This window comes from Nitrospirota bacterium (assembly GCA_004296885.1).
Taxonomy (GTDB): Bacteria; Nitrospirota; Nitrospiria; order Nitrospirales; family Nitrospiraceae; genus SYGV01.
The window spans coordinates 166,439-179,259 of sequence record SCVN01000003.1 but is presented as its reverse complement, the minus strand read 5'-3'; the positions used below and the strand labels follow the sequence as shown (position 1 = coordinate 179,259).

At 65.8% G+C, this 12,821-nt stretch carries 12 protein-coding genes; 5 read left to right on the top strand and 7 right to left on the bottom strand.

What is annotated here, in order from left to right:
* Window positions 1-18 precede the first annotated feature (18 nt).
* Genes mfd through EPO61_02295 form a run of 3 tightly spaced genes read left to right on the top strand, consistent with a single transcriptional unit; the run spans window position 19 to window position 5,487 of the window.
* Window positions 19-3,453 (top strand): transcription-repair coupling factor, encoded by a 3,435-nt coding sequence (mfd, locus tag EPO61_02305; GenBank protein ID TAJ10666.1) that lies wholly within the window; start codon window positions 19-21, stop codon window positions 3,451-3,453.
* Window positions 3,454-3,500: 47 nt separating this feature from the next.
* Window positions 3,501-4,436 (top strand): hypothetical protein, encoded by a 936-nt coding sequence (locus EPO61_02300; GenBank protein ID TAJ10665.1) that lies wholly within the window; start codon window positions 3,501-3,503, stop codon window positions 4,434-4,436.
* Window positions 4,303-5,487 carry a hypothetical protein gene (locus EPO61_02295; GenBank protein ID TAJ10664.1) on the top strand — a complete coding sequence of 395 codons (1,185 nt, stop codon included), beginning with the start codon at window positions 4,303-4,305 and terminating at the stop codon, window positions 5,485-5,487. Before EPO61_02300 ends, EPO61_02295 begins: the two co-directional genes overlap by 134 nt.
* Before the next feature lie 8 nt (window positions 5,488-5,495).
* Here the strand turns inward: EPO61_02295 and EPO61_02290 are convergent, their stop codons facing one another.
* Window positions 5,496-6,152, bottom strand: coding sequence for a YihA family ribosome biogenesis GTP-binding protein (locus EPO61_02290; GenBank protein TAJ10663.1), 657 nt, complete (start codon window positions 6,150-6,152; stop codon window positions 5,496-5,498).
* Between the two features lie 137 nt (window positions 6,153-6,289).
* On the opposite strand from EPO61_02290, the gene EPO61_02285 reads away from it, so the two are divergent.
* Window positions 6,290-6,994 (top strand): monofunctional biosynthetic peptidoglycan transglycosylase, encoded by a 705-nt coding sequence (locus EPO61_02285; GenBank protein TAJ10662.1) that lies wholly within the window; start codon window positions 6,290-6,292, stop codon window positions 6,992-6,994.
* 16 nt (window positions 6,995-7,010) lie between these two features.
* On the opposite strand, the gene EPO61_02280 is transcribed toward EPO61_02285, so the two are convergent.
* From EPO61_02280 to murJ, 6 genes are all read right to left on the bottom strand, one after another.
* Window positions 7,011-7,451 (bottom strand): glyoxalase, encoded by a 441-nt coding sequence (locus EPO61_02280; GenBank protein TAJ10661.1) that lies wholly within the window; start codon window positions 7,449-7,451, stop codon window positions 7,011-7,013.
* 75 nt (window positions 7,452-7,526) lie between these two features.
* Window positions 7,527-8,360, bottom strand: coding sequence for a hypothetical protein (locus EPO61_02275; protein TAJ10660.1), 834 nt, complete (start codon window positions 8,358-8,360; stop codon window positions 7,527-7,529).
* A 152-nt stretch (window positions 8,361-8,512) separates the two neighbouring features.
* Window positions 8,513-9,079 carry a hypothetical protein gene (locus EPO61_02270; protein ID TAJ10659.1) on the bottom strand — a complete coding sequence of 189 codons (567 nt, stop codon included), beginning with the start codon at window positions 9,077-9,079 and terminating at the stop codon, window positions 8,513-8,515.
* A 142-nt stretch (window positions 9,080-9,221) separates the two neighbouring features.
* Window positions 9,222-9,686, bottom strand: a complete 465-nt coding sequence (locus EPO61_02265) for a D-tyrosyl-tRNA(Tyr) deacylase (GenBank protein TAJ10658.1) — start codon at window positions 9,684-9,686, stop codon at window positions 9,222-9,224.
* Between the two features lie 198 nt (window positions 9,687-9,884).
* Complete coding sequence (locus tag EPO61_02260; GenBank protein ID TAJ10657.1) at window positions 9,885-10,364, bottom strand: MGMT family protein; 480 nt, start codon at window positions 10,362-10,364, stop codon at window positions 9,885-9,887.
* Between the two features lie 89 nt (window positions 10,365-10,453).
* Window positions 10,454-12,496 (bottom strand): murein biosynthesis integral membrane protein MurJ, encoded by a 2,043-nt coding sequence (gene murJ / locus EPO61_02255; protein TAJ10656.1) that lies wholly within the window; start codon window positions 12,494-12,496, stop codon window positions 10,454-10,456.
* On the opposite strand from murJ, the gene EPO61_02250 reads away from it, so the two are divergent.
* Window positions 12,285-12,818 carry a periplasmic heavy metal sensor gene (locus EPO61_02250; GenBank protein TAJ10655.1) on the top strand — a complete coding sequence of 178 codons (534 nt, stop codon included), beginning with the start codon at window positions 12,285-12,287 and terminating at the stop codon, window positions 12,816-12,818. The two genes, murJ and EPO61_02250, sit on opposite strands and share 212 nt — an antisense overlap.
* Window positions 12,819-12,821: the final 3 nt, after the last annotated feature.

Genomic DNA, 12,821 nt, shown 5'->3' with positions numbered 1-12,821 from the left:
CGTTGCACCATCATTCCCATGCCCACTGCCGGCCACATCGCGTCCCATTGGGAGACCGTCCTCAAGCCGATCCTGGATGCGCTTGAACGCATCGCGGGCCGGCCCTGCCTGACCGGTCTGCAGGGTTCGACGCCGGCCCTGGCCCTCACCCTGCTCGCGCAAGCCAGCGAGGAGGCGTCCTGGCTGATCGTCGCCGCCACGGACGACGGAGCCGAGCGGTTCCACGAGGACCTCCGTTTCTTTTTCGCCCTGCTCGGTCGGTCCCCCGAGCCGCTGACTCTCTTTCCCGAATGGGAAACGTTGCCCTACGAGGCCACGCCGCCGCACGTGGAGTTGATCGGGCGCCGGATGCGGACCCTCCGCCGCCTGACGGACCAAGCCCCGACGCTGCTCGTCACTTCCGTGCCGGCGCTCCTGCAACGCCTGCTCCCGCCGGAGGTCTTCCGCTCGGCCTGCCTGCCGCTGAGGCCCGGGGACACCGTCGAGCGCGAGGCGCTGACCTCGCGCCTGCTGCGGCTCGGCTATCGCCGGGCCTCGGTCGTGGAAATCCCCGGCGAGTTCAGCATCCGCGGCGGCATCGTGGATATTTTTTCCACCGCCTTTCCCGACCCGCTGCGCGTCGAGTTCCTGGGAGACACGGTGGAGTCCATCCGCTGCTTCGACACGGCCACGCAAAAATCCACGGCCAAGATGAACCAGGCCTGGCTGCTTCCGGCGCGTGAATTGATCCATGCCGACGGGCAGCCCGAGGCCCTGGAGGCCCTGCCGCCCGACGCGGAGTGGCGCGGCCCGCACGTCTACCCACACATGGCCTCGCTGCTGGATTATTTTCACGGCCAGCCGCTGGTGGTCCTGGATCAGCCGAAGAGCCTGAGCGAGAAAGCCGCGCTGTTCCACCAGGAGATCGCGGAGGCCTACGGCCGCCATGGAGGCCAGAACGGCCCGCATCCCTACCCGCCCCCGGACCGGCTCTACCTCCGGTGGGACGAACTCCGGCAACGGATGGAGCCCTGGCCCGCCCTCGCCACGGAACCGCTGGCAGCCCCCGACGGGTCCTGGGAGCCGGCCCTGCCCTTTCCCGCCCAGTCTCCGGCCAGCGTGGGGCTGGCCCAGCGCGGCACGCCCTTCTCCGAGACCCTGGCCCTGCTGGATCGCCTCCGGACCCAGGGGATGGTGCTGATTGTTGCGCGCAGCCGCGGCCAGGTGGATCGTCTGCTGGCGCTCTTCGCGGAGCACGACCTGCCCGCCGTGCCCTGGAAGCCGCAATTTTGGTCCCAGGGCGCGCTGAAGAAGCAGCCCTTCTATCTGCTGCAGGGCGATCTGTCGAGCGGTTTCGTCTCTGCCGAAGGCCGCTGCGCGATCATCACCGAAGAGGAATTGTTCGCCAAGGGCCTGCGCCACCGGCCGGCGCCCAAGAGCAAGACCGCCACCTTCCTGTCCTCGCTGGAGGACCTGAGCGTCGGCGACTACGTCGTGCACGTGCAGCACGGCATCGGCCGGTATCAGGGTCTCAAGCGGTTGTCCGTGCAGGACTTCGAGAGTGATTATCTGATCCTGGAGTTCGCCGGCGGCGATACGCTCTACGTCCCGCTGGACCGGCTCAACCAAGTCCAGCGGTATCGTGGGGCGGAGGGCCAGGGGCCCCGCATGGACCGATTGGGCGGCACCAGCTGGGCGAAGACCACGGCCAAGATCAAGAAGGACATCGAGGAGATGGCCCACGAGCTGGTGGATCTCTATGCCAACCGCGAGGTGGTCCACCGCCGCGAGTACGGCGGCGACAGCACCCTGACCCACGAGTTCGAGGCGGCCTTCGAGTTCGAGGAGACGCAGGACCAGCTCCGCGCCATCGAGGACATCAAGCGCGACCTGGAAGCGCCCAAGCCCATGGACCGGCTGGTCTGCGGGGACGTGGGCTACGGCAAGACGGAAGTCGCCATGCGCGCGGCCTTCAAGGCGGTGGAGCACAATAAGCAGGTCGCCGTGCTCGTCCCCACAACCCTCCTGGCCCAGCAACATTACGAAAACTTCTCGCAACGCTTCGCGCCGTTTCCGGCGAAAGTCGCCATGCTCTCCCGGTTCCAGAGCCCCAAGGAGATCAAGGCGGCGCTGAAGGAGGTGGCGGCCGGCACCGTGGACGTCGTGATCGGCACGCACCGGCTGCTCCAGAAGGACGTGCAGTTCCGGGACCTGGGGCTGGTCATCATCGACGAGGAACAGTGGTTCGGGGTCCGCCACAAAGAGCGGCTCAAACAGATGCGGACGCAGGTGGACGTGCTGACCCTGACCGCCACGCCGATTCCCCGGACCCTGCAAATGGCCATGTCCGGCGTCCGCGACTTGTCGGTCATCGAAACGCCGCCGATGGGCCGCCTCTCGATCAAAAGCCAGGTTCTGCGCTTCAACGACGCGACGATCCGGGAAGCGATCGTCCGGGAGCTGGGCCGGGGCGGCCAGGCCTTCTTCGTCCACAACCGGGTCCAGACCATGGAGAAGATCGGCGCCTGGCTGCAACAACTGGTGCCGGAGGCGCGGATCGTCATGGCCCACGGGCAGATGGATGAACGGTTGCTGGAAGCGGTCATGCTGAAGTTCATCAAGCGGGACGCGGACGTGCTCATCGCCTCGGCCATCATCCAGTCGGGCCTGGACGTGCCCAATGCGAACACGATCCTCGTGAACCGGGCGGACACCTTCGGGCTCGCGCAGCTCTACCAATTGCGGGGCCGGGTGGGCCGGGCCGGCCACCAGGCCTACGCCTACTTCTTCGTGCCCGACGAAGGGACCCTGAGCGGCGATGCGCAGAAGCGCCTCGTGGCGATCCAGGAGTTCACGGAACTCGGCGCGGGGTTCCGCATCGCGGCGGCCGATCTGGAAATCCGCGGCGCCGGCAACCTGCTCGGCAAGCAGCAATCGGGGCACATCGCCGCCGTGGGACTGGACCTGTACCTGCAAATGGTCGAGCAGGCCGTGCAGCGCCTGAAGGGCACGGTGGTCGAGGAGGAGTTCGATCCGACCCTGCACCTGCACGTCTCGGCCTTCATTCCGGACGAGTACGTGGCGGACGCCCACCAGCGCCTCTCGCTGTACAAACGGCTGTCGTCCACGGCGCAAGTGGGCGACCTCGCCCTGCTCCACGGGGAAGTGCAGGACCGGTACGGACCGCTGCCCGACCCGGTCGAGCGCCTGTTCGAAGTCATGCAGATCCGCCTGCAGGCCAAGGCCCTGCGCCTGGCCTCGGTGGAGGTGAAGACGGCGGCGGCGGTGCTGACCTTCGACCCGAAGGCCCCGCTGCCGGAGGCCGGCATCCGGCGGCTGATGGACCGGTATCAACGGCGGTTCCGGCTGCTCTCCCCCCAGGCCTTCGAGCTGCAACTGCCGGCGGGAGACTGGCTCACGCAATTCCCCGAACTGAACAGAGCCTTGCAAACCCTGACCGTCTGTGATACCTAGCTGAGCGGCCGATTGAGGCTCTGGACAAGGGATCTGCACAGAGGGGCATGGACGCACAGCGGAGCAGCGGTCATCCGACGGGGAGACGGGTCACGCCGACAGGACTGGTCCTGCGCTGGGCGCTTCTCCCGTGCGTGGCGGCCCTGATCGGCCTCGCCGGCTGCGACCCGGGCGAGGACGAATCTCGTGTCCTGGTGATCGTCAACAGCAAACCCATCACCCGGGACGAATTCGAGTACCGTTGGTCGGAGCTGCCGGCCTCCGTGCAGGCCCGTTACAAAAGCGAAGGAGGCCGACGCAAGTTTCTCGACGATCTGATCTCGCGGGAGCTGTTGCTGCAGGAGGCGCGCAAGCTCGGGTTGGACCGGACCCCGCGTGCGATCGAGCGGCTGGAGCGGGTCAAGGAGCAGCTGGCGCTGGACGAGCTCATGAAGGCGGCGGTCACGGCGCAGGTGGCGTTCTCCAAGGAAGAGCTGGAGGGCTACTACGCGCTCCACCAGGCCGAGTTGCACGCGGCGGACCAGATGCGGGCGGCGCACATCCTGGTCAAATCCGAGGAACAGGCCAGGGATCTGAAGCGGCAGCTGGACCTCGGAGCGGACTTCGCCAGGCTCGCGGTGCGTTTCTCGCTGGATCAGGCCACGAAATACAGGGGCGGCGATCTGGGCTCCTACCGTCCGGGATGGGTGGAGCCGGCCGTGGATACCGCGTTGCTGGCGCTGAAGCCCGGCATGGTCAGCGAGCCGGTGGAAACCGCCTCGGGGTTCCATCTGGTCAAGCTGATCGGCCGCGAACCGGAGAGCGCGGCGGAAGTCGCCGCGGTGCGGGAACGGCTGCGACAAGAACTCTATGCGGAAAAAGAGCGCCAGCAGTTTGAAGCCCTGCTCTCGAGGCTGCGGGGAACGGCGGCGATCCGGATGGTCGAAGCCTCCCGCTTCGTCACCGAGGATGCCGGTCCGCCTCCCGCCGCGCCGGCTCCCTAGCCAATCCCGTTTCGGTTCGGTATACGGCCGGCCGATCAGCCGGACGGATCGTTCTCGCTCCATGTTGCCAGGCATCGCGTCAACGCACAGACTTCCGCGTCCCCTGCTCCGCGTCGCCCTGCGGGCGGCGGCCGTGGTGCTGTGCGTGCTCCTGGGCACCGCCCCCGCCACGCCCCCGCCCGCCGACGCCGCCGTCCTCGCCGACCGCATCGTGGCGGTCGTCAACACCGAGCTCATCATGCTGTCGGAACTCAAGGCGGAAACGGAAGCCGTCGAGGTCCGTCTCCGCGCACAGTACCGTGGGGCCGACCTGGAGCGCCGCATCCGGCAGACCGAGCTGGACACATTGACCAAGATGATCGAGACGAGGCTCCAGCTGCAAACCGCCAAGGTCCGCGGCGTGGAGGCGCCGGATGAGGAGGTGAAGTCCGCCATCAAGGAAATGCAGCGGCAGGGAGAAAAGCTCGACGAGTCCAATCCGGCCGTCCAGCGCGGAGTCCGGGAACAGATCGTCCTGTTGAAAATCGTGGACCGGGAGGTCCGCAGCAACCTGATGGTGGCGGAAATCGAATTACAGCGGTATTACATGCAGCACCAGAGCCGGTTCCTGCTGCCCGACGAATACCGGATCAGCCAGATTCTGCTCGTCCCGCGGGCCGGCGAGGACCGGGCCCAGGTCCGTGCCAGGGCCCAGGCCGCCTATGCCGAGCTCAAGCAGGGGGCGGAGTTCGCCGACATGGTCATGCGCTATTCGGACGGCCCGGAAGCGACGAAGGGCGGCGCGCTCGGCTTCGTCCGCCAGGGGGAACTCCTCCCCCCGATCGAGCGGGCCCTCGCGACCCTGGAGGTCGGGCAGCTCAGCGAGCCGGTCGAGACGCCGCAGGGGCTGCACATCCTCCGCCTGGACGAGAAGAGTCCGACCGGCTTCCGGCCCTTCGCCGAAGTCCGGACCGAGATCCAGGGACTCGTCTACCGGCAAAAGAACGAGGATGGGTTCCAGTCCTGGCTCAAGGAGCTGAAGAACAAGGCGTATATCGAGGTGAAGTTTTAGGGAAGCGGTCAGCGATCAGCTTTCAGCTTATGAGCTGACGGTTGAAGGCTGAGAGCTGAATGCGCGGGACTGGCCGCCGCGCGGATCGCCTGCCAGAGTTCGTCCCGCCCTTCGTGCGTGACCGAGGAATAGGGGACGCACCGATCCGCCTCCGACAGCCGGAAGGCTTCACGGACGGCCGCCAGGCTGGCGCCACGCTCGCTGCGCGACAGTTTGTCGCTTTTCGTCAGCACCAGCACCGGCCGTTGCACGTGGTCGCAGAGCCAGGCATAGGTGGAGACGTCGTGGTCCTCGGTGCCCCGCGCATCCAGGAGCAAAAACACGGCGCGGAGTTCCGGCCGGGCCGTGAGGTAGTGCTCGATCATCGGCCCCCACTCCGCGATCACCGATTTGGAGGCTTTCGCGTAGCCGTAGCCCGGCAGGTCCACCAGGTAAAAACTCTTCAGCCGGGGGTCGGCCGTGGCCACGTGGAAAAAGTTCACGGCGCGGGTTTTCCCCGGCGTCCGGCTCACCTTCACCAGCTTTTTACGGTTGAGCAAGGAGTTGATCAGGGACGACTTCCCCACATTCGACCGGCCGACGAAGGCAATCTCGGGCGTTTGGTCCTTGGGAAAATCATCGGGTCCGACGCAGCTGCGCAGGAATTCCGCGGACAGGATCTTCATTCTGGCCCTCAGCTCTCAGCGGTCAGCTGTCAGCCAAGAAACGACGAGCTGCCGGTAGAAGATGAGCGCGACCGACCGGCTTGTTGAACCGAGGGCTGATAGCTGAAAGCCGACGGCTTCTCCTGTATCATCCGCCCATGAGTAAGTCAAATCTGCGCCGCCGGCTCACGCGACTTCTGCTTCGATTGCTGTTGCTCGCGGCGCTGGCGCTGGGCGGGATCGCAGGCTGGTGGTGGCTCACCTTTCCCGACATCGCCGCTCTGGCCAAGGGCAATCCGACCACCACCGCGCTGCTCGAGGCCCGCGCCGCCGCGCAGCGGGAGGACCGGCCCGTCACGCCCCGCTGGACCTGGGTGCCCCTGTCCCGCATCTCGCCCCATTTGCAGAAAGCGGTGATCGTGTCCGAAGATGCCTCGTTCTTCCAGCACGAAGGGTTCGACTGGGGCGGCATCCAGGAGGCGACCGTCCGCAACATCAAGTCGGGGAAACTCGCTCGCGGCGGCAGCACCATTACCCAGCAACTGGCCAAGAACCTCTACCTCTCGTCCGAGAAGAACCTCTTGCGCAAAGTCCACGAGGCCCTGATCGCCCGCTCGCTGGAACGGCACCTGAGCAAGAAACGAATCTTGGAAATCTATTTGAATGTCGCCGAATGGGGACAGGGCGTCTATGGCGCGGAGGCCGCGGCGCAGCACCACTTCGGCAAGCCGGCGGCGCAACTGACCGAAGAGGAAGCGGCCCTGTTGGCGGCGATCCTGCCCTCGCCCCTGCGCCACGACCCGCTGAAGATGACCTCCTACCTCGCCTATCGCCAGGCCCAAATTCTCAGATGGATGCATTGAGGGCCAAGGACCGCCGCTAGCGGGGTTCTGTGAGGTCGCCGACCTCCGTGGAATCCCGCTCGCCGAAGATGGCCGACTCGTGTCGGTACCACTTGAATTCCAGCAGATTGTGGAAGGGGTCTTCGAGAAAGAAGGTCGCGTGCTCGATCCTCGCGCCGGGGAAGCGACGGCGTGGTTCCTGGTAGAACGTCAGACCCCGGGCCTTGGCCCGATCGGCGATGGCCTGCCAGTCCGCTTCGGCGGTGAAGACCAGGCCGAAATGGCGCGGGTAAATGCCTTGTTGGGGAACCAGCGGCTGGGTGGTGAGCTGCGCCACGATCTGGTGGCCCTGCAAGTCGAGGATCACGGCGCTGCGGGACTCACGCCCCAACGAACAACCGAGCCCCTCGACATAGAAGCGTTTGGCTTCCGCAAGGTTCGTGACCGGAAAGGCGAGATGGAAGATCGCTCGGCTCATTTCATTCACCGCCTAAGGCAAGGTTCAGGTTAAGAATACCGGAGCGCACCTCTCAACCTCAACCTTAGCCTTAACCTACCCGAAGCAGTCTTTAACCACCGGCTTTCCCCGCCCATCCCAAGAGCCGGCGGCCATGTAGGGCGTATTGTGCCGGATGGCGAATCGCCCGTTGGGGGCCAGCACCAATGCCCCCGCCTGTCCCCGTATGCGGGAGCCGAGCTGCCTCAGCACCCAGCGGACCGCCGCAACCGGCGTGGCGCCGGAGGCCATCCGGTCGGTGATCGTCTTGGCCATGGCCAGACGGATGATGCCCTCGCCGACGCCGGTCATGGAGACCGCCCCCGCCTCGTCGTCGGCATAGCAGCCGCAGCCGATCAAGGGCGTGTCACCCACGCGCCCGGGCAACATGAGCGTGACGCCTCCGGTGGAGGTGCCGGCGGCGCCGGCCGGCCGGCCGATCTTCCGGATGTCCGCCTGCAGGGCCTTGCGTTGTTCGGGAGTGGGACGAGCCTGTCTTGCCAGCTTGAAATGCAAGGCCAGTCTGGTGGCGGGCGGGCCGGTCAGGAGGACATGTTCCGTCCGCTCCATCACCAGCCGGGCGGCAGTGATGGGATGGCGCACCGATTCGATCCCGGCGACGGCCCCGGCTCCGAGCCCCCGCCCTTCCATGAGCGAGGCGTCCATCCGGCGGGTCCCGTCCAGTTGCAAGCGGGCGCCGGCCCCGGCGTTAAAGAGTCCCGAGGCTTCCAGCAAGCGGATCGCCGCCTCCACCGCGTCGAGGGCCGCGGCGCCTTCGCGGAGCCGCTCATAGCCGGTGCGCAACGATTCGGCGAGGCAGACATGCTGGGCCCCCGTCATCGGACGGGTCCCGGCGCCGCCGTGAATCAGGATTAAGGGGCGTTTCGTCATAAAGTCCGAAGGTCGAAGGATCGGGTTGGGGGGCAACAAGTCATACAGTCTAAAAGTCTTCAAGTCAAAGATTGCGCGCCCATGACTTGATAGACTTTATGACTTTCGGACTTTGGGACCTACCGGCGGGGTCTGACGTTCCACGCGTCTTGTTAGTTCAGGAGGATGTTTTTCGCGTTGCGATAGGCCGGGTCCTGCATCCGGTCGAGGTCGCTGCGGACGAAGCCCAGGCCGGTGACGCAGAGCTCGAAGTTCTCGGACAGCTTCCGGTACAAGGGGGGCCCGCCCGTATCGGGCCGGTCTTCCAGTTGCGCCACGATGCCGTAGGAGCGCTTGCCGGTCTTCACGTAGTCCACCAGAAAATCCTTGTGGTAGATCATGCCGGAGGTCTTCAGCCGGCGCAGGTATTCCGGAAAAATCCCGGCCATGAAGAGGGTGAAGTCGCCGATATGGCGGTGAACGTCCCGTTCCTGCTCGAGGGACTGGGCCCCTTGCAGCACTTCGGATTCATACAGGAGGTCCACCACCGCCTCGACTTGTTCCCCCTGCTGCTTGCGAACCTGGTACAGACGGTCGATGTGGGTGAATTCGACGAGGAGATTGGAGACGTAGTCCGTGACGTTCAGGTCGGGCCAGCCGAGGTGCTCGGCGAAGCTCTTCTCGGTCAAGGCTCCGAAGAGCCGGCGCAACGGGTGATGCTCAGGTATGCACGTCGCCATGGCCACCTCCCTGTGCTGTCCCTTCTATACCAAGCTCCCTCGTCGTCCGCAAGCGATTCGAGCGGTTCCGCGCCTGACTGCCCTGCCTGTCTCCTGTATCGGCAGACCGGGCCGGGACTTTAGCCCGCATGAATCATGCGGGCTAGCCCGACTCGGACGAGCGGCCCTTGCCACTGTCCACGATCAATGTCACCGGGCCGTCGTTGACGAGCTCAACCGCCATGTGGGCGCCGAAACGGCCGGTGGCGACGTGGAGGCCCAGGAGCTTGAGCCCGTTGACCACTTGCTCGTAGAGGGCCCGGGCCAGCTCCGGCGGCGCGGCCTGATCGAAGCCGGGACGGCGGCCCTTGGCCGTGTCGCCCAGCAACGTGAACTGCGAGACGACCAACAACGAGCCGCCGGCCTCGCTCACCGCCAGGTTCATCTTGCCCGCCTGGTCGCTGAAGATGCGGAGCGTCGAGAGTTTCTCGACCATGTAGCGGACCTCGTCCTCCCCGTCTCCCTTGGCCACGCCGAGCAGCACGAGCAGCCCAGGGCCGATCGCCCCGACCGTCGCGCCATCCACAAGCACCGTCGCGCACAACACGCGTTGGATGACGGCCTTCATGGGATTAAGAGCATATGGCTGATGGCATATGGCTGATAGCCGGAAGAAAGCAAGAGCATATGGCTTATGGCCCATGGCCGGAGGAAAATAAGAGTGTATGGCCAGAAATTAAGAACACCATCTCCAACTCCTCCGGCCATAAGCCATCAGCTCTTCTCTTTTCTTCTCCTGCCATCCGCTATACGCCATATGCTCTTGTCAGCTCTTGAGTTGTTTCAGCGTGCCTTCCAGCGTCAGGAGCTTCCGCTTGGCCGGCAGGCCGCAGGAGAACCCGCCCAGCGACCCGTCCTGCGCCACGACGCGATGGCAGGGCACCAGGATCGGCACGGGATTCGCGCCCAGCGCCAGGCCCACCGCCCGCGCATAGCGACCGCCCCCGACCCGGACGGCGATCCACTTGTAGGAACGGACCCGGCCATAGGGAATGCGGAGCGCCGCCCGCCAGACTTTGCGTTGGAAGGGGGTTCCAAGCGAGAGGTCCGGCGGCAAGTCCAACGTCCGCCTCTTCCCCGCGAGAAATTCCACCAGCTGTGCCTGCGCCTGAGCCAACAGGGCCAGGGCCTCATGCTCTCGGAGGGGCGCCGAGTTCACCGACAGCAGGTCTCGCTCCGCCTTCGCGCGCGACACCTGCGGCAGGACGATTCTCGCCACTCCAAGCGGAGAGACAGCGACACCCATCCAACCCAGCGCCGTCTGAAAAACCGACGTCGCGAGGCCTGCCGCGTGGTTCGTCGCTCGTCGTTCGTATCTCGTCCTTCGTTCTGTGCTCAACGCTTCACGCCTATCCGTCGTTTCACGATATTCCAGACGACATCCAGCTCCGGCGAGCGCATCAGCGCATGGGCGCCGAAGTAGCCGGTCATGCTCAAGCCGACGCCCACCAGCAGCATCACCGTCTTGGCGATCCAATTACCCTCATGGGTCCAGACCGAGGCCCCGGCCACCCAGGCGGAAGCCAGTACCACCGGCGCCAGTGCGACCAGGCTGCGTCCAGCCGAGCGGCCCACGGAGGCCCAGTCGATCCCGCCCAGCCGCTTGTTCAAGACCGTCACCAGGATGGCCCCGTTCAGCATGGAGGCCAGGGCCGTAGCCAGGGCCAGCCCAGCATGTTGCAGCGGTCCCATCAGCAGCAGCGAGAGGACCAGGTTCCCGACGACCCCCGCCACGGCCGCCAGGGCCGGCGTCCTCGTATCCTGCATCGAATAGAAGGCCGTCACGACGATCCGCACCCCGGCGAAGGCCCACAGGCCCACGGCATAACACAAGAGCGCCGTCGCCGTCGCATCCGTGTCCGCCGCGGTGAAGGTCCCGTGCTCGAAAAACAGGTGGACGATCGGTACCCGCAACAGGATCAGCCCCGCCATCGCCGGCAGAATGATGAACAGGATCATGCGCAAGCCGAAGCCCAGGGTGTCGCGCAGCTCCGTGAGCGAGCCCCGGGCCGCCTGCTGGGAGAGGGTCGGCAGGATGGCCGTGGCCAGGGCCACGCCGAAGATGCCCAGCGGAAACTGGATCAGCCGCATCCCGTAAAACAAATAGGTCGGCGCCCCGGCGAAGAACGAGGCCAAGACCGTGCTGACCGTGATGTTGATTTGCGTCACCGACATGCCCAGGAGCGACGGCACCAGCAGCGCGCCGATCCGTTTGACGCCGGGATGGCCCGGTTCGAACCGCCAGCCGAACAGAAACCCGCGCCGCTTGAGCCCCGGAAGCTGCATCACGAACTGCGCGGCGCCCCCGACCACCACCCCGACGGCCACGCCCAAAATCGGCTCACTCAGCAGCGGCGAGAGGAACAGGGCCGCGGCGATCGTGCAGACGTTGAACAGCACCGGGGAAAAGGCCGGCGCCGCAAAGGCGCGCAGCGAGTTCAGCACGCCCATGGCCAGGGCCGCCAGGCTGATGAACAGGAGGTAGGGAAACATGATTTGGGTGAGCAGCGTGGTCATGGCCAGACGGGCCGGGTCCTGGTGGAACCCCGGCGCCAGCAGCCACACGATCGCGGGCGAGGCCAGGATGCCGAGCAGCGTGATGCCGGTCAGGATCGTCAGCAGCGTCGTGAAGACCGCGCTGGCCAGCTCCCAGGCGTCGCGCTGCTCCCGTTTGGCGTGGTATTCGGTGAAGACCGGGATGAAGGCGGAGGACATGGAGCCTTCGGCAAAGAGTTCGCGCAGCAGGTTCGGAATCCGGTAAGCGACGAAAAAGGCGTCGGCCGCCGGCGTCGCGCCGAACAGGCGGGCCAGAACCATGTCGCGGATGAAGCCGAGGATGCGGCTGGACAGGGTGGCGACGCCGATCATCCCGGCGGCTCGGACCACCGTATGGTTTTCATCCTGGGCGGGAACCGATGCTGCTTGAGAGCCGGTCGGATCGGGCATTGCGGCGGATTCTAACCGAACCGGCTGAGCGAATCCACTGAGTTGCGCGCCCCCGACAAAGACGCGCCCCCCTCGTCTCCATGTGTGGAGCCCCGGCCCGTGTAACCTTCCCCGCCCCGATGACGACTTGGCTCCATAAGAAGACTGCGCGGCAAGGCGACCGGTCCACACACAAACAAGAGCAGCGCCATCGGCCTCGCGATGGCCGGAGGAGGACAGGATGATGCGGACGATGAAACCTCTGTTGTACGCGATGGTGTTGGCCCTGACGTTCTCCGGAGTCGCCCGGGCGGATGAGCCGTCAGGCCGGTCCGAGTCCGGGCACCATAAGATGGAACATAAGATGGAATGTGGCGGGCACGATCGCGGCGGACATGGGCACGATATGGGCGGCCGGCACGGCCGAGCCGGGCACTTTCTCCACCACCTCATCAAGCATCAGAAGGAACTCGGGTTGACGGACGAGCAAGCGTCCAAAGTGAAGCAACTGAGCCTGGACTTCGACCGGACCAAGATCCGAACCGAAGCCAACATTCTCGTGGCCGAGCGGGAGCTCACTTCCCTGGTGCACGAGGAGAACGCCGACATGGCCGCCATCGAGGCCAAGGTCAAGGAGAGCGAGACGTTCGAGATCGGGCTCCGCGTGGCGGCCATCAAGGCCAAGCGGGAAGCCTGGTCCCTGCTGACGCCGGAACAGCGTGAGAAGGTCAAGGCGGAGCGCGAGAAGCGGATGCGCCATCATCAGGAAGGATAGCCT